At 58.3% G+C, this 15,388-nt stretch carries 16 protein-coding genes; 6 read left to right on the top strand and 10 right to left on the bottom strand.

What is annotated here, in order from left to right:
* Nucleotides 1-58 precede the first annotated feature (58 nt).
* Together glpK and ASG35_RS30540 are read left to right on the top strand one after the other, a co-directional pair.
* Nucleotides 59-1,558, top strand: a complete 1,500-nt coding sequence (glpK, locus tag ASG35_RS30545) for a glycerol kinase GlpK (RefSeq protein ID WP_056366884.1) — start codon at nucleotides 59-61, stop codon at nucleotides 1,556-1,558.
* 74 nt (nucleotides 1,559-1,632) lie between these two features.
* Nucleotides 1,633-2,499 carry an MIP/aquaporin family protein gene (locus tag ASG35_RS30540; RefSeq protein WP_056366881.1) on the top strand — a complete coding sequence of 289 codons (867 nt, stop codon included), beginning with the start codon at nucleotides 1,633-1,635 and terminating at the stop codon, nucleotides 2,497-2,499.
* Between the two features lie 90 nt (nucleotides 2,500-2,589).
* Here ASG35_RS30540 and ASG35_RS30535 read toward each other — a convergent pair whose 3' ends face one another.
* From ASG35_RS30535 to ASG35_RS30525, 3 genes are all read right to left on the bottom strand, one after another.
* Complete coding sequence (locus ASG35_RS30535) at nucleotides 2,590-2,871, bottom strand: DUF4148 domain-containing protein (protein ID WP_056366879.1); 282 nt, start codon at nucleotides 2,869-2,871, stop codon at nucleotides 2,590-2,592.
* 482 nt (nucleotides 2,872-3,353) lie between these two features.
* Nucleotides 3,354-4,058 (bottom strand): MgtC/SapB family protein, encoded by a 705-nt coding sequence (locus ASG35_RS30530; RefSeq protein WP_056366876.1) that lies wholly within the window; start codon nucleotides 4,056-4,058, stop codon nucleotides 3,354-3,356.
* A gap of 376 nt (nucleotides 4,059-4,434) precedes the next feature.
* On the bottom strand, nucleotides 4,435-5,910 hold the full coding sequence (locus ASG35_RS30525) for an aminotransferase-like domain-containing protein (protein ID WP_082508693.1): 1,476 nt from the start codon (nucleotides 5,908-5,910) through the stop codon (nucleotides 4,435-4,437).
* A gap of 179 nt (nucleotides 5,911-6,089) precedes the next feature.
* Here ASG35_RS30525 and ASG35_RS30520 point away from each other — a divergent pair, with 179 nt between their 5' ends.
* Entirely contained in the window at nucleotides 6,090-6,416 is a 327-nt protein-coding gene (locus tag ASG35_RS30520) for a hypothetical protein (RefSeq protein ID WP_056366871.1), read from the top strand.
* A 25-nt stretch (nucleotides 6,417-6,441) separates the two neighbouring features.
* Here the strand turns inward: ASG35_RS30520 and ASG35_RS30515 are convergent, their stop codons facing one another.
* Together ASG35_RS30515 and ASG35_RS30510 are read right to left on the bottom strand one after the other, a co-directional pair.
* Nucleotides 6,442-6,903 carry an MEKHLA domain-containing protein gene (locus ASG35_RS30515; protein ID WP_056366868.1) on the bottom strand — a complete coding sequence of 154 codons (462 nt, stop codon included), beginning with the start codon at nucleotides 6,901-6,903 and terminating at the stop codon, nucleotides 6,442-6,444.
* A gap of 31 nt (nucleotides 6,904-6,934) precedes the next feature.
* Nucleotides 6,935-7,750, bottom strand: a complete 816-nt coding sequence (locus tag ASG35_RS30510) for a TlpA disulfide reductase family protein (protein ID WP_056366865.1) — start codon at nucleotides 7,748-7,750, stop codon at nucleotides 6,935-6,937.
* Between the two features lie 118 nt (nucleotides 7,751-7,868).
* On the opposite strand from ASG35_RS30510, the gene ASG35_RS30505 reads away from it, so the two are divergent.
* Entirely contained in the window at nucleotides 7,869-8,774 is a 906-nt protein-coding gene (locus ASG35_RS30505; protein ID WP_056366863.1) for a glycerophosphodiester phosphodiesterase family protein, read from the top strand.
* 159 nt (nucleotides 8,775-8,933) lie between these two features.
* Here ASG35_RS30505 and ASG35_RS30500 read toward each other — a convergent pair whose 3' ends face one another.
* Nucleotides 8,934-10,133 carry an MFS transporter gene (locus tag ASG35_RS30500; RefSeq protein WP_056366859.1) on the bottom strand — a complete coding sequence of 400 codons (1,200 nt, stop codon included), beginning with the start codon at nucleotides 10,131-10,133 and terminating at the stop codon, nucleotides 8,934-8,936.
* Between the two features lie 106 nt (nucleotides 10,134-10,239).
* Here ASG35_RS30500 and ASG35_RS30495 point away from each other — a divergent pair, with 106 nt between their 5' ends.
* Nucleotides 10,240-10,815, top strand: a complete 576-nt coding sequence (locus ASG35_RS30495; protein ID WP_056366856.1) for a TetR/AcrR family transcriptional regulator — start codon at nucleotides 10,240-10,242, stop codon at nucleotides 10,813-10,815.
* Between the two features lie 15 nt (nucleotides 10,816-10,830).
* Here ASG35_RS30495 and ASG35_RS30490 read toward each other — a convergent pair whose 3' ends face one another.
* The gene (locus tag ASG35_RS30490) at nucleotides 10,831-11,268 is read right to left on the bottom strand and encodes a carboxymuconolactone decarboxylase family protein (protein WP_056366853.1); all 438 of its coding nucleotides are present in this window, start codon (nucleotides 11,266-11,268) and stop codon (nucleotides 10,831-10,833) included.
* A 115-nt stretch (nucleotides 11,269-11,383) separates the two neighbouring features.
* Between ASG35_RS30490 and pdxR the strand changes: the two genes are divergently transcribed.
* Nucleotides 11,384-12,832 carry a MocR-like pyridoxine biosynthesis transcription factor PdxR gene (gene pdxR, locus ASG35_RS30485; RefSeq protein WP_056366850.1) on the top strand — a complete coding sequence of 483 codons (1,449 nt, stop codon included), beginning with the start codon at nucleotides 11,384-11,386 and terminating at the stop codon, nucleotides 12,830-12,832.
* On the opposite strand, the gene ASG35_RS30480 is transcribed toward pdxR, so the two are convergent.
* From ASG35_RS30480 to ASG35_RS30470, 3 genes are all read right to left on the bottom strand, one after another.
* Nucleotides 12,829-13,434, bottom strand: a complete 606-nt coding sequence (locus ASG35_RS30480) for an FMN-dependent NADH-azoreductase (protein ID WP_056366847.1) — start codon at nucleotides 13,432-13,434, stop codon at nucleotides 12,829-12,831. The two genes, pdxR and ASG35_RS30480, sit on opposite strands and share 4 nt — an antisense overlap.
* Nucleotides 13,434-13,904 carry a GNAT family N-acetyltransferase gene (locus ASG35_RS30475; protein WP_056366844.1) on the bottom strand — a complete coding sequence of 157 codons (471 nt, stop codon included), beginning with the start codon at nucleotides 13,902-13,904 and terminating at the stop codon, nucleotides 13,434-13,436. The genes ASG35_RS30480 and ASG35_RS30475 overlap by 1 nt, the downstream gene beginning before the upstream one ends.
* Nucleotides 13,905-14,003: 99 nt before the next feature.
* Nucleotides 14,004-15,341, bottom strand: a complete 1,338-nt coding sequence (locus ASG35_RS30470; RefSeq protein WP_056366841.1) for a TAXI family TRAP transporter solute-binding subunit — start codon at nucleotides 15,339-15,341, stop codon at nucleotides 14,004-14,006.
* Nucleotides 15,342-15,388: the final 47 nt, after the last annotated feature.

The raw sequence follows: 15,388 nt of genomic DNA, 5'->3' as shown, positions 1-15,388 counted from the left end.
GAAGCCGTTAATATCGCCGGAAAGACTTGGCGATTTGTCCAGAAAAGTGGAGAAGACAATGCAGGAGCAATACATCCTCGCGCTCGATCAAGGCACGACGAGCTCACGCGCCATGGTGTTCAACCGCCAGGGAAACGTGGTGTCGGTGGCGCAAAAGGAATTCGAACAGATCTATCCGCGGCCGGGCTGGGTCGAACACGATCCGCAGGAAATCTGGTCCACGCAGGCAGGCGTCGCGGCAGAAGCCGTCACGCGGGCTGGGTTGAATGGTGCATCGATTGCGTCGATTGGCATCACGAACCAGCGCGAGACGACCATCGTCTGGGATCGCGAGACCGGCCATCCCATCTATAACGCAATCGTCTGGCAGGACCGCCGTACCGCCGATTTCTGCGATCAACTGAAGGCGCAGGGGCTGGAAGAAAAGGTTCGTGCGAAGACCGGGTTGCCTATCGATTCATACTTCTCGGGCACCAAGATCCGCTGGATTCTGGACAACGTGGAAGGCGCACGCGAAAAAGCCAAGAACGGGCGTCTTGCGTTCGGCACGGTGGATAGCTGGCTGGTCTGGAACTTCACAAAACACGCGCTGCATATCACCGATGTAACCAACGCATCGCGCACCATGCTGTTCAACATTCATACGCTCGAGTGGGACGACGAGTTGCTCGATGCTCTCGATATTCCGCGCAGCATGCTGCCGGAAGTGCGGGCGTCATCCGAAGTTTATGGACCGACAAAGACCACGGTGTTTGCATCGAAGATTCCGCTTGGCGGCATTGCAGGCGACCAGCACGCCGCCCTCTTCGGCCAGATGTGCACGCAGTCCGGCATGGTGAAAAATACCTACGGCACAGGCTGCTTCCTCGTGATGAACACGGGCGAAAAACCCATTGAATCGAGCAACAACCTCGTGACTACCATCGCCTGGCAGATCGGCGACAAGGTCAATTACGCGCTGGAAGGCAGCATCTTCATCGGCGGCGCGGTGGTGCAGTGGCTGCGCGACGGACTCGGGATCATCAAGACTGCGAATGAGATTGAAACGCTTGCGCGCAGCGTTCCACATAGCGACGGCGTGTATCTCGTGCCCGCGTTCGCCGGACTCGGCGCGCCGCACTGGAACGCTCACGCACGCGGCACATTGTTCGGCGTAACGCGTGGCACGACGTCCGCGCATCTTGCGCGCGCGGCGCTGGACAGCATTGCGTACCAATCCATTGATGTGTTGAAGGCCATGGAAGCCGACTCCGGCATGCGTATAGGCGAGTTGCGCGTGGACGGCGGCGCCGTAGCGAACGACCTGCTGATGCAATTCCAGGCCGATATCCTCGGCGTTGACGTGGTGCGCCCGCAGATCAGCGAGACAACTGCGCTAGGCGCTGCCTATCTCGCTGGACTCGCGGTGGGCTACTGGGCAGACGTGGATGAACTGCAAAGCCAATGGAAGCTGGACCGGCGTTTCTCGGCCGATCTTCCTGCCGAAGACGTCAAGCGTCACATGCAAGGCTGGCATCGCGCGGTGAATGCCGCCAAGGCATGGGCCGACGCGTCCTGATCCTGCATTGTTCCGGGTGAGCAAATCACCCGGATATCAGCTTCTCTATTTTATCTTCCCGGAGCAATTTTTTAGTGTCTTCTACTGCCGTACCCTTCACCAAAAAACAATTCATCGGAGAACTAATCTCCGAGGCCGTCGCGGTTTTTATCATTATCGCGTTTGGCGATTCCGTTGCATGCATGTACACCCTCTACGATCCCAGCCCCTATGCGAACGCATATTGGGGCGTCTGCATCTCTTGGGGATTGGCAGTTACGCTTGCCATCTATATAACCGGTTCCATCTCCGGCACGCATGCGAATCCCGCCGTCACGCTGGCGCTTGCGATGTTCCGCGGGTTCTCCTGGAAGAAGGTCTTGCCTTATTGGGCAGCGCAACTGCTTGGCGGCATTTTGGGCGCGGTGATCGTGTATGCGTTGTTCGGTCCGGTCATCGATCACTACAACCTGACGCATCATCTGACACGCGCGGAAGGAGGCGCCGCTGGTGTGTTCTTCACGCATCCGGGTTTGGCGGTCACGCCCATGCACGCGTTCTCGAATGAAGTCATTCTCACCGCGCTTCTGCTGTTCGGCATTTTCGCAATCACCGAACAGTTCAACGAAATGGCGCCCCAGGCGAATTCGGGCGCGCTCATGATCGGCTTGCTGGTGGCGATCCTGGGTTCATCGATGGGATATCTCGAAGCATGGGCCATGAACCCGGCGCGCGATCTCGGTCCGCGGATATTTGCTTACTTTGCGGGCTGGGGATCGTCGGCGCTGCCTGCACCCGATAACTACTGGTGGATACCCGTGGCTGCGCCGTTGCTCGGTGGTGTGATTGGCGGCGGGGCTTATCAGTTGTTGATTTTTCCCTTCTTGCCCGCCAGGGCAAAAGCGAAAGCCATTCCCTCCGACGAACACAGCAGCGCGCGTGCGCAAGGACAACGCACTTGAGCGCGTCCTGAACGCTTTGGCCGTCAGGCGCCGAAGGTCGCTTCGTTTGGCGCCGCCTCAACCGATCCAAGCCGATTCGAGCTAATTCAATCAATGATCGACGGCGGCCTTGCTAGCCGGAGATATGGACGTTCCCGTGTCCGGCACGCCACCATATGCACTGGCGCCGCTGCCGGAATGTACGCGCGCTTCGGCGGCCTGGATATCCGAAGGGTACGTAGCGTCTTGCGAAACCGGGCGATAACCCGCGTTTTCGAGCTGGACCAGGTCGGCGCGTACTTCTGCGCGCGTGACGGGTTCGGCCGTTTGCGCAAATGAAATGACGGGCGTAGCCAATGCAACAGCCAGCGTTGTATAGATGAATGCTTTCATGATGGTCTGCCTCTATGCGAAATAAAACATCGGCTTCGCTCGGCATGAATGAAGCCCATGGTCATCCGTTAATCAACAGGCGATGACCATGACGCAATTCTGAGGGATCTGTGCTGACCTAAAGCTGACGCCAAAATGACAAGCTCGTCATGTATGGCCGATTGAAGGCTCCAAACAAACGTCTTGTAAGCACAATGTATTGCCAAGCGGCGGATCGACAACACCTCAGCGCCTGGGGTCCGCTGGTTCACGCCTTGAATGTTTGCGTGCGTCGAATATGCCCCAGATCGCAATTGCCAATCCGATTCCAAAACCGCAACCCAGCAACACGTAAGTGCTCATTCGCAACCTTGAAGAATGTGAGGCGGCGCTCGAGACAATTCAGCGCCCGCACGTCACAGAGACATCCCCGCTGAGACGTTGCATGGCGAATGGTACCGGTCCATTCTTTCAAAACCCATTCCGTAAATGCCGTGTTTTGATCAGTCGGGCACGGCGACCGTATCGAGTCCTGCCCAACTCACACTCGATACACCTTTGTCCATGCTAAGCCTGCTCGCAACCGCTTCTACTTTCGATTGATACCGTGGATGCGTCTCGAGCGTCGCGATGACTTCAACGCGGTTCGATTCATCGTTCATATCGCGGCTGCTTAGTCCCTGGAACGACAACGGCGCGGACACCATGGAATTGGTGATAAGCGCGCGAACATTCACCTCGTCCTGCTCGCGGCACACGACGGTCAGCACATATTTGCGCAGCAGGTCGGCGGATGCCACAGGCGCGGTATTGATTGCACGGCCGACCTCTCGCAATACGGTATTGATGAACAGGATCACCGCCGTTCCGGCCAGCGCAGGACCGTAATGGCCGGCTCCGCAAAGCACACCGACTGCGGCGGAACACCATAAGGTGGCTGCTGTATTGATGCCTTGAATGGCGCCCTGCTCCCGCATGATGACACCGCCGCCAAGGAAACCGACGCCCGACACCACGTATGCAGCGATTTGCGTAAGCGTGGTGGTGCCGTTACCGGTCATTGCGCCGAGCAAAACGAACAGGCATGCGCCGCACGTGACAAGCGTGATGGTGCGCAAACCGGCGGTGCGCTGACGCATTTGTCGCTCGAGACCAATGCCGATTCCACACGCCAATGCGGCTAAAAGAGGAAGAAGATAATTCAACATGAAAGCGATTCTTTAGTTTGTTATTTCGCGTAGATTTGTCCGGGCGCCGCGCGCCGGGCGTCAAGCGCAGCGCCACCGTATTGACTCCATATGACGGTCAAATGACAACGGGCAAACCATTCGTGCGGACGTAACTAAGCACCGCGCTTAAAGCGCGGAAAAGGTACACGTGGAAGGTGTTTCGACGCGCACCGTCTGCCTTGCTGGCAGGACGATGGCTTAAGATAAAAGCGTGGAGTCCTGCCGGTCAGGCAGTCAAACAACACGAAGCTTGATTACTGAAGATGTCCAAGGCTTTAGCCCCAATTTTCACGATGCCCGGATTTTAGGCAGTCGCCAAACGACAAGTCAACCTTAATCTTAAAGGCCGTGTGCATTAGCGCGCCACGAGCGCCAGTCGTCCGAGTTGCTGGAATGCATCGTCGAGGGTTTGATCGAAAGGTTGCGGACAGCTCAGCCGAATAAACGATGCAAACCGCCGCGAGTTCGAAAATATGGTCCCCGGCGCAATGCGAATTCCCTCCGCAAGCGCGGCTTCGAAGAGGCGTTCCGAATTTGTTTCCTCAGGCAATTCCACCCAAAGCAATACGCCGCCCGCTGGCGCACTAAGCCGCGTCCCCGGCGGAAAATATCGTGCGATCGCTTCAGCGGTTGCTGTACGCTGAGTCAGCAAGCGTTCACGCATCTGGAATAGATGCCGGTCATAAGCCCCCGAGTTTATAAACTCCGCGGCAACCAGCTGGGACAAATTTTCGTTGTTCCGGCTCTGCGCGAATTTCAGCATCTTGACGCGCGCATGCCATCGGCCGGCAGACATCCATCCAAGCCGCAGTCCAGGCGCCAGCACCTTGTTCAGCGACACACAATGGATAACACCGCCGTCCTTGTCCCACGCTTTCAGAGGTTTGTGCTGATCGGGTTTATCGAGTAGTTCGCGGTAAGGATCGTCTTCAATTAGCGCCACGTTGTGCTGCGCGCATAGCCGAACGAGTTCGGCCTTGCGTTCGTCGGGCATGTTGCACCCAAGCGGATTCTGCAAATGCGGCACGACAACTAGCGCCTTGATGTTTCCATAAGCGCGAAAAGCCATTTCCAATGCTTCGATGGAAATCCCCGTCGACGGGCTAGTCGAAATTTCCAGCGCACGGAGCCCAAGGCTTTCGATGATCTGCAAGACACCAAAGAACGCCGGGGACTCGATAGCAACTGTATCGCCCGCTTGCGTGACTGCACGCAGCGCCAGATTCACGGCTTCAACTCCGCCATTTGTGACGACCACTTCTTCGGGCGAGACCGTGACACCGGCGGACAGTGCTCTCTTGGCAACCGCTTGCCTGAACGACGCACCGCCAGAGTCGCGCCCGGACTCGGTAAGCAGCGTCGGTTTTTGCCGCAAGAGTTTTATGGTGAGCGCTTGCAGTCGCGCCGTTGGATAAAGCGAAGCGGCCGCAGTCGCACCGCCCAGATTCAACGCATCAGGATATTGCTGGGCTAATGCGATGACTTTCGAGATCGATTCATGCAATCCGACAAACTGCGCCTCGCCAGGCGGCGATGAATTCGCGGGTTCATCGACGCAAGGCAGTTGCACAATAGTCCGCTTCCGCACGAAATATCCCGAGCGCGGCTTTGCTTGCAGCCAGCCCGCGTCCTCAAGCCTGCGGAACACTTGAAGCGCGGTGGAGAGACTGACGTGGTGCCGCGTCATCAGCACGCGCACCGACGGCATGCGATCGCCAGGGGCCAATGTCCCGGATGTAATCACCCGCCTGTAGTGCTCGGCAAGGCGTTCGTAGAGCGGTTCGCCTGCCATTGGAAGGTCGCGCGGCAAGGTGTCAGAAGATGCGGTCATTTGGCAATGCTGCCTGTGCGCAAGTTCGCGCGCCAGATACAGACGCGCCAGGAATGAACGGATACAGATCAGGAATCGCCGATCTGTTGCGTAACAGATTCTACCGTGCTGAATCTGTCGCCCAATCGCGACCGGAAATAAGCTTGAGGCATGTTCAAACCTGTCAGCGAGCGTCTGTTATGAAAACCATCTGTTTGCATCCGGGTCAGATCCACGCCAGCCATCAACGCGCGGGAACGCAATTCATTGCAATCGATGGCGCGCTTCGCTTGATCTATCGCGACCCGTCGCTCGACTGGCTGATGGAGTTGTCGCCACTATTTCGCGTCGATCTAAACGCGGGCGATGCGCATGTGTTTTCCTGCAACGCGTGGGTCGAGATCGACGTGATCGGAGAGACTACAACTGTGGGCGTTCTAACAAGCGACCACGTTATAAATAGATCGATAGAAAACTTGAGCGCGTGGTTAAAAAAGAAAACCCATTCGGCCTTTGTCAAAGCCTAGTGCTTGCCGGCGCTGCGATGCGCATTTAAACATCCTTCCATTGACGATAAGTCGCCGCTTGTCCGCGATACACACCGTCGTCGTCAATCAGGTTCCAGACCGTCACGTCTTCGATCCAGAAACGCCTTCCCGACTTTGCAATACGAAGGCCGCGATACCCGCTCGCATAACCTTTCGTTCGCACCGATTCCAGCAACGCATCGCGCTCATCGCGATTGGGATGTTCAGCCGACAAACGCGAGCGCAACTCCGTGAATTCGCTCCACGTGTATTCGAAGCATTTTTGTGCCGCGCGATTGGCGTACACGAAGCGCGGATCGGCATCCGTGTTATGCGCAACCACGCAAAACGGCGCGTCCTCGTATAACCATTGCGCGGCATCGGCTTGCAGGTTCTCCTGATCGATCAACGGCGTACCAACAACGCGAAGATGACTACTTACGAGCAGCTTGCAAAAATCTTTATCGAGCGCCAACGACGTTGTCATGTGTTCAGTCCGTTAAGAATTTCCGCCGATATTATTGCGCAAGCCCTGTTGCAATGTCCGGATAGAAACGCTCTATGGCTTGCGTGAACGTTGCTCGCGAAAACTGGCCGAGATGCGCCGATATGAGACGCCCTTGAGCGTCGTAGAAAAGCGTTGTTGGATAGGCCTTTGCCTCAACGGCCCTTGCCACGATCAGGCGTGGATCGAGGAGCGCGTTCTCGATTCTGATATCGTGCGAATTCAAATAATTGCTAACCGTGTCGCGCGTCTCGCCTTGATTGACGAACACGATATCGATGCCCGGCAGATTCTTCTGCGCCTCTTCCAGAACCGGCATTTCCGCCTGACACGGCGGACACCATGTCGCCCAAAGATTCACTACGACGGGACGGCCGTTAGCCTTCGAAAGCGCTTGCTGCACGCCTTCCAGATCCAGCAACGATACGGCCGGAATGTTCTGAGGCGTGCGTGAAAAATTCATTGCTGCGCTAGCGCCGCTCCATACCACAGCACCCGCGAAGACCGCAGCCAACAGCGGCACGCGCATGAGCCGCCGGCGAACGATGAACCACATCACCACGCACGCTCCAACGACCAGGCCCGGAACCGGGTCAAATCCCTGATCGCGGTAATCGAGGATCTTCCACCAGTTGTCTTTATATGCGGGCAGATAGTGCAACGCGAACGAAAGGCGCGCAACGATCAGCCCGATGAAGACGCTGGAAAAAATCACCCCGTCGACATCCGCACGACCTTTGCGAAAGATCCATCCGGTGAAGAGTGCAGCGACGACACTGACAAAGAAAATAAGCGGCGCAATGGGTAATGTGAAAAGACCAACGTTCATCTAGAAGCTGCCTGCTGTTCCGGGAGACCGGACAGTCTACGCGATCGACCGGTTACCGTAACGGAGCAGATATAGTATCGGCGGTTCAAACCTGGCAATTGATCTGGATGGCAAACCAATGACATCGGGCATTTTCAGAATTCTCAACGCAGCATCGCTTTGCATGCTTGTAGCGTTGCCTGCGACGTCGGCGTTCGCAGATCCGTTGATCATCGCGCATCGTGGCGGTACCGGCGATACACCCGAGAACACCTTGCTGGCATTTCGCACTGCGCTAGACAACGGCGCCGACGCGCTATGGATGACGGTCCAGGTGACAAAAGACCGCGTTCCGGTGCTTTATCGTCCGGGCGATCTTGGCGCGCTGACAGAAGCGCATGGACGTATTGATGAGTTCACGCTGGGCGATATCGAGCAACTCAACGCCGGTTATTCTTTCGAAGTAAAAGATGCATCGGGACAAATAAATTATCCGTATCGCGACAAGCGGCTGCGTATTCCCACGTTGCGGGAAGCATTGCAGGCCGTACCCGCCAACGTGCCGATCATGCTCGATATGAAACAGACGCCGGCGGCGCCGCTAGTGGCAGCCGTCGCGCGAATTCTCGACGAGTCGAACGCGTGGTCGCGGGTGCGTCTGTATTCCACCGACGCCGAAGCCATCCAGCTCATGAAGGCGTATCCAAAAGCGCAGGTGTTTGAAACGCGCGATGCAACGCGTGATCGTCTGCTGGATCTTTCGCTTGGCGGCACCTGCGATAACCCGCCGCCAGCCGGAAGCTGGGTCGGTATCGAGTTGCATAGGCAAGTCGAGGTGATCGAGCGCTTTACGCTTGGGACCGGCGTGTCGAAGGTCGATGCAAAATGGTGGACGCCAGCCGCCGTGAAATGCTTCAAGACGAACGGCGACGTGAAGATCGTCGCATTCGGCGTGGACTCGGCTGAAGCGTATGCAACCGCGTCGAAGTTGGGAATCGACGCGGTCATGACGGATTCACCGCGAGCGATGCGTAATCGACAGTAGCCGCGCAGCGCATCGGAAGAAAGTGAAGTCGTCGTTGATATCAGGAATGGCATCCATCATGTGTTGCAACGAACGAAATGAAGTGCTGCCTCGCACAGGGGCAACGCAATAGACCAAAGCCGAATCAAGCTCACAACAGCAAAACCGAACGCAAACCTCTCAAGCCATTCGCGTGCTTTTGCCGATGCCGCTCGCAATCACCGTCATTGCGGCCAGCACGATCAGCGAAATCCCGTACACGTCGGTCGTCAACCGCAAACCAACCACGTGCGCCATCGTTCCCGCAAGAATCGCCGGTACGCTAAAAGCCAGATAGCTCAGCACGTACAACGCAGCCATCAGCCCTGCCCGTTCATGCGCCTCCGCGAGCGGCAAGACCGAACGCAGTGCGCCCTGAAAAGCCGAACCAAAACCCATCCCGGCGACGATCGTCCCCGCGAAAAATATCCCTGCGTGGCCCGCGTGCACGCCGGTAAGCGTGATCAGCAAACCGCCCGCAAGCACGATTGCGCCGGTCATCAGCAAGCGCAACGTGCTCATCGAACGTAAAAGCAGTACGGCAACGAGTCCGCCCGTGGTCAATGCAAACACGACCCAGCCGCCCGTGGTGGCATCGTTGATTCCGGTGACAGCGCGTGCAAGCGATGGCCCCAGCGATAGATAGAAACCGCCCAGCGCCCAAACCGCGACGTTGACCGGCGCGATGCGCAGCAACGCACCTCGCGCCGCCGATGGAACCCGCACGCGTGGCACCAGCGAAGCCAGCGTGCCCGGAAGCCGGCTCACGGTTTCGGGCAACACCAGCACCCAGACCGCCTGCAGCACGAACAATGCAATCAGCACGATATAAACCAGCCGCATGGGCGCCGGCGCATATTCCACCAGCATGCTGGATCCGAGCGCACCCACGCCCATGCCGAATAGCGGCGACAAGGTATTGACCAGGGAACCGCGTGCACGGCTTGCATCGAGGATCGCCGCGCCCAGTGCGCTCGTCGCCGCGCCGGTCGCGAAACCCTGCAGCACGCGCGCCAGGATCAGGATGCCGACGCTGTGAGCATCGGCGAAAACCAGCATGGCCAGAACTTCCAGCACGATCCCGCCGACGATCACCGGACGCCGCCCAATGTGATCGGAAAGCGCGCCGGTCGTCAGCAACGCCACCAGCAAACTGAACGCATAAGTGGCGAACACGAGCGTGACCATCGCCGACGAAAATCCCCAAGCCTCCTGATACACACGATAAAGCGGCGTAGGCGCGCTGGATGCCGCGAAAAACGTCGATGAAGCGAGCGCATACAGCCAGAGCGCTTGCGACGAAGGCGGACGGGACAACTGCAAAGTGGTATCGATAGCCATTGCGCACTCCGGCGAATAAACGCAAAATAATTGCTTTAGCGGATTGTGCGCGCTGTTTGGCGTTAATGCAACTTTTTAGCTTTAGTGTTTTTGGCAGGAGTGCAGCATGGCAGCACGAGAAGGTTTGCGGCCCGGTGGCAGGAGCGCACGGGTGCAGGAATCGGTTCACCAGGCCGTCAACGGCTTGCTGGCGGAAATGTCGCGCGACGAGATCACCGTGCCGCAGGTCGCGGCGCGGGCGGGCGTGACGCCATCGACTATTTACCGGCGCTGGGGCGACCTGCAAACCCTGCTCGCCGATGTCGCCGTCCAGCGTTTTTACCCCGACACGGGTCCCGCCGATACCGGATCGCTCCAAAGCGATCTCGCAACCTGGGCGCAGGGATATCAGGACGAGATGTCGTCGGCGCCGGGCCGCGCGATGACCCGCGACGTGCTTGCTGGCATGAACGCCGACGGCAGCGGCCCCGCCTGCCAGTGCGCGGCCATCACGCGCTCGCAGGTCCGCATGATCCTCGAGCGGGCAGTCGAGCGCGGTGAATCGCCGCCGGAACTTCGCGACGTGATGGACGGCGTGGTGGCGCCGATCATGTACCGGCTGCTTTTCGACGATGAACCCATCGACCCAGCCTTCGCTCGCACGCGCGTCGCCCTGCTGCTGGACGCACGTGCCGAGGTTTGATGCAACGCCGAAGCCTTATACAGGCATCTTGCGAAACGCAATCGCGAACCGATTCCAGCTGTTGATCGATGTGATCAGCAACGTCAGGTCGGTCAGTTCCTTGTCGTCGAAATGCGGGCGGACCGCTTCCCAGACCGAATCCGGCACATGGTTCTGCGAAACGAGCGTCAGCGCCTCGGTCCATTCCAGCGCGGCACGTTCGCGCTCGCTGAAGAACGGCGTCTCGCGCCACGCGGAAACGGTCGCCAGGCGGCGTTCCGTTTCGCCTGCCTTGCGTGCATCGGCGACATGCATGTCGAGGCAAAAAGCACAGCCATTGATCTGCGATGCACGCAAGCGCACGAGTTCCTTCAGGATCTGTTCGAGCGGGCTTTTGTTGATCTGTTCCTCAACGCCCAGCAAGGCCTTGATGTCGGCGGGATTGGATTTGTAGAAGTCGAGACGGGAAGTCATGGAAAGCTCCTGGTTTGGTCATTAAGTTGCTGGCGCCTGATATCGGGCCACAGAAGGAGTATGCGAAAATCATGGCCTGCCCAGAAGAGCCAAGAATCAACACAATGACTAGTCCATGAAACCCGCTTCGTCAAAGCTCGATCTGGGTATCGACCGCGCGCTTTCCGTGCCGGTTTATCTACAGATTTGTCATCGATTCAAGACGGCGATTGCGCAAGGGCATTTGCGTTCCGGCGATCGCGTGCCGGCCGTTCGCGGCCTCGCGATGGAACTGAACGTAGCGCGCGGAACCGTGGAAATGGCCTATCGCATTCTCGCCGATGAAGGCTACTTGCAGGTGCGCGGCGCGGCCGGAACGATTGTCTCGTCCGCGCTTCCGGTCTCGGCAAGCGGACCTGCGCGCACGGGCAAAGCGCTGCCGGTAATTTCAGCCGCTGCATCGCCGCATGGCAGCGGCGCGCCGAAGCCTTATCAGCTGGGCCTGCCCGCAATCGATGCCTTTCCGCGCAAGGTCTGGAACCGGCTGGTTGCTCACCGGCTGCGCAGCGGTGACATCAGCGCATTCGCCTATCCCGACCCGGCGGGTTTCTGGCCCTTGCGCGAGCGGATCGCAACCTACCTCGGTTTGTCGCGCGGCGTGGAGTGCGTGCCCGAACAGGTGTTTGTCACGACGGGTTATCGCGCGACGCTCGAACTCGTATTGCGCAGTCTCGCCTCTCCCGACGACGCCTTCTGGTTCGAAGATCCCGGCTACATACTCGCGCGGCGCTTCTTGCTCGAAGTGAATGCGCGGCTCGTGCCCGTTCCCGTCGATGCGCACGGAATCTCGGTCGAACGAGGGCTCGCGCTGAACCCGAATGCGCGCTTCGCGGTCGTCACCCCGTCGCACCAAAGTCCGATGGGCGTGACCTTGTCGCTGGAACGCCGGATGGCATTGCTCGACTGGACGAGATCGAACGGAAGTTGGGTCATAGAAGATGATTACGACAGCGAGTTCCGCTACGCAGGGCGGCCGCTTCCCGCGCTGAAAAGTCTGGATCAGCACGATCGCGTGATTTATAGCGGCACGTTCAGCAAGGTGATGTTTCCAGGATTGCGGCTGGCATATGTCGTCGCGCCGCTTAGCGCAACGCAGCGCTTTCACGAAGTCAGCGCAAGCATGAACGCGGGATCGCCGTATCTTTTGCAGGCAAGCGTGACCGACTTCATGGCAGAAGGCCACTTCGCGCGGCATCTGAAGAAAATGCGGCTGCTTTATGCGCATCGGCGTGAAATCACCGCACGCGCCATTTCCGAAGTGTTCGGCGAGCGCCTTGCGATCGACCTTCCGCCCGGAGGTTTGCAAATGGCAGCTCACTTCACGGACGGTACGGACGACGCGGCCGTCGCCGAGCGCGCCAATCCTGGCGGCTTCGGCGAACAGGCGTTATCGCGCTGGTATATGGACGCGCTGGACGCGCCGCCGCAAAGTGGACTGGTGCTGGGCTTCGCGAACATAGCCGACGAACACCTGGCGATGCGCCGCGCGCTCGAATTAAAACGCGCGGCCGACGCATCGATCTAAGCTGAAACGGAATCGACCGTATTGAAAGGCGCATGCGCCAGCAATGTATTATGTGCATCCTGCAATGCTTTGGATACCGTAACATCGCTACCGACCAGGCCTTGCAGCAGAACGAAATGCACGCTGCGAATTCCGATGGATTCCAGTGCGTATCGAAGATACGGCGTAAGGAAATCCGGTTGGCGCGCACGCTCGCCCGTATGAAAACCGCCCGAACCGACCAGCACAAAAGTGGGCCGGTCCTTCATCAGGCCGACCTTGCCGTCCGGTGTGGAGGTGAACGTCCTGTTGATGCGCAAGACGTGATCTATCCAGAGTTTCAGCGCCGCCGGCACCGTAAAGTTGTGCATGGGCGTGGTGATCATCAGAACGTCCGTGTCCTCCAGTTCGCGAATGACGCACTCCGACCAGTCGAATGCCTCGTTCTCGGAACTTCCGGAAGTCACGGCTGCCGCGTAATCCCGGCCGATCGGCGGAAGGGGCTCCGCAACCAGATCGCGTTCCACGATGTGTGTATCGAGCGTTCCGATCATTTCGCGCGCAAGACCATAAGCATGACTGGCTTTGCCATGCGGGCTGCTGTTCAACAAAAGCGTACGCATCAGAGTTTCCCTGCGGGTGATGACGGCAAAGCCGGAGTTAAGGATTCGACGAAATGCATGCCTTTCGCCAACAATCCCTGCCGATAATAAAAGCGCTGTGCAAGCGCCATGTGCAAACCGGTATCGAGTACGAAATTATCGCAACCTGCTTCTCGCGCGATCCGCCGAACCTCTGCCAGCAACTGGGCGCCTACGCCCGAGCGCTGCAGATGTGAAGTCACAACGAGGTCATCGACGTAGACAAACCGGCCATAGATCAGGTTTTCCACGAACCTGTACCCTGCCAGGCCGATGAGTGCTTCGCCATCGTAAGCCGCCAATAGCCGATAACCCTGCGCAATTTGCCGGTTGATCTGTCTGGCGAAAGCATCGGCGGTGCTCAAGTGCGGACGCAATTCCTGCATCACGCCGAAAGCCGATGTTAGCTCGGCCGGCCCTTCGAGATGTTGAAACACGGTGGAGTGGTTCATGGGATTCCTTCCAAAGAGGAACCCACGATAACTTGCCTAGGGAATCGCTTATAGAGCCAAAAACGCGCGAAACGACTAGGACATGAATGGACACGAGGATCAGTGCGCGTGTTCGCGCTGTGTGCCGGTCAGATGCATCCGCACAAAACCCACGTGTTCGCGCAGCACGTAAAACGCATCGGCATAAGCGAGCGGCATTTTAAGTGTATTGAGCGACGCTTCGATTTCATCGAGTTCCGCGAGCAACGCGAGACGCTGTTCTTCCGTCGATGTACTCAGCGCGCCGCGCTCTATCGCGATCAATGCCCCGTAGTATCGATAAATCCGCGAGCGCACACGCCATCCGTATAGCGCGGGAATCAGCCGCAGCGCCGGAAACAGCAGCACGGCGACCGGCAATAAAAGCACCAGGATACGGTCTGTGATGCTTGCGACCCAGAATGGCAGCACGCGATACAAAAAACTCTTGCCTGACTTGTAGTAACGCGTCGCGTCTTCGCTGATGCGATATTCGCGCGTTGTAGTGCTCGGGAAATCGCCGGCGCGCTGCATCAGACCCGCCGCGCCGTGCACTTCTTGCGCGGCCTCGATCAGCAGGTCCGATATAGCCGGATGCAGATTCGGCCGCGCTACGATCTCGACGGTCGGGCCAATCATGTGCAAGGTTTCGCGCGGCACTTTGCGTCGAAGATCGAGAACGCCGGGCGGCAGATCGATTTCATCGAGGTAAGGAAACAGGCGCGTATAAGCGCTCGCCTCCGCAAAGTTCATGACCGAAATGCCCGGTATGCCGAGGAGCCGCAGCATCAGCGAACGCGTGGTCGAGTCGCCGCTTAGCATGGCGGCATCGATATTTCCTGCCACCAACTGTTCGGCGGCCTGCATGCCGTCGATGGGCACGAGATGTGTATCGCCAGGAGTTACGCCGTTGGCCGCGAGCAGGTTGAGCGATAACTGTCGCGTGCCGCTGCCTTCGCGCCCTATCGCGATGCGCTTGCCTTCGAGTTGCGAAAGCTGCGTCATGTCCTTGCCCCGATAAAACACCACGATGGGGACGTAAAAAATCCCTCCGAGCGACATCAGCGAAGCCCTCGCCGCTTCATCCGATACCCCGCCTTGCACGAGCGCGATATCCACGTGTTGCTTGGGATCCATCAGCCGCTGGAGATTCTGCACGGAACCATCGGATTCGAGCACCTTGAGCGTGATGCCGTTGCGCGCCAGGATCTTTTTGTAAGTGTTGGCCGTGTTCAAAAGCGAGCTGTCGTGCGGACCTGCGCTGATGGTGATGGTCTTGGGTGGCGCGGGATCGGCGACCCAGACAATCAGCCCGACCAGCGCAACGAATACAAGGGCAATCGGCAACGATGTCAGCGACAGCTCCCGCCATGCAACGTGCGAGTGGTCCTGCGGAAGACGCGGGCGATATTTTTTCATGAGAACCCGTCAGAGATGCTTCTGCTTCACCACGTTTGCCCAGGACT

The organism is Burkholderia sp. Leaf177, from assembly GCF_001424345.1.
Classification (GTDB): domain Bacteria; phylum Pseudomonadota; class Gammaproteobacteria; order Burkholderiales; family Burkholderiaceae; genus Caballeronia.
Note: the sequence above shows the minus strand (reverse complement) of the source record. Positions and strands in the feature narration are given on the sequence as shown.

What these genes read in the sequence shown, in the direction of transcription:
- ASG35_RS30510 (WP_056366865.1), bottom strand. Translation starts at nt 7,750, where the DNA reads ATGAACGTTGGTCTTTTCACATTACCCATTGCGCCGCTTATTTTCTTT.
- ASG35_RS30535 (WP_056366879.1), bottom strand. Translation starts at nt 2,871, where the DNA reads ATGAAAGCATTCATCTATACAACGCTGGCTGTTGCATTGGCTACGCCC.
- ASG35_RS30470 (WP_056366841.1), bottom strand. Translation starts at nt 15,341, where the DNA reads ATGAAAAAATATCGCCCGCGTCTTCCGCAGGACCACTCGCACGTTGCA.
- ASG35_RS30530 (WP_056366876.1), bottom strand. Translation starts at nt 4,058, where the DNA reads ATGTTGAATTATCTTCTTCCTCTTTTAGCCGCATTGGCGTGTGGAATC.
- ASG35_RS30505 (WP_056366863.1), top strand. Translation starts at nt 7,869, where the DNA reads ATGACATCGGGCATTTTCAGAATTCTCAACGCAGCATCGCTTTGCATG.
- ASG35_RS30495 (WP_056366856.1), top strand. Translation starts at nt 10,240, where the DNA reads ATGGCAGCACGAGAAGGTTTGCGGCCCGGTGGCAGGAGCGCACGGGTG.
- ASG35_RS30525 (WP_082508693.1), bottom strand. Translation starts at nt 5,910, where the DNA reads ATGACCGCATCTTCTGACACCTTGCCGCGCGACCTTCCAATGGCAGGC.
- ASG35_RS30500 (WP_056366859.1), bottom strand. Translation starts at nt 10,133, where the DNA reads ATGGCTATCGATACCACTTTGCAGTTGTCCCGTCCGCCTTCGTCGCAA.
- ASG35_RS30475 (WP_056366844.1), bottom strand. Translation starts at nt 13,904, where the DNA reads ATGAACCACTCCACCGTGTTTCAACATCTCGAAGGGCCGGCCGAGCTA.
- ASG35_RS30515 (WP_056366868.1), bottom strand. Translation starts at nt 6,903, where the DNA reads ATGACAACGTCGTTGGCGCTCGATAAAGATTTTTGCAAGCTGCTCGTA.
- pdxR (WP_056366850.1), top strand. Translation starts at nt 11,384, where the DNA reads ATGAAACCCGCTTCGTCAAAGCTCGATCTGGGTATCGACCGCGCGCTT.
- ASG35_RS30520 (WP_056366871.1), top strand. Translation starts at nt 6,090, where the DNA reads ATGAAAACCATCTGTTTGCATCCGGGTCAGATCCACGCCAGCCATCAA.
- ASG35_RS30480 (WP_056366847.1), bottom strand. Translation starts at nt 13,434, where the DNA reads ATGCGTACGCTTTTGTTGAACAGCAGCCCGCATGGCAAAGCCAGTCAT.
- ASG35_RS30490 (WP_056366853.1), bottom strand. Translation starts at nt 11,268, where the DNA reads ATGACTTCCCGTCTCGACTTCTACAAATCCAATCCCGCCGACATCAAG.
- glpK (WP_056366884.1), top strand. Translation starts at nt 59, where the DNA reads ATGCAGGAGCAATACATCCTCGCGCTCGATCAAGGCACGACGAGCTCA.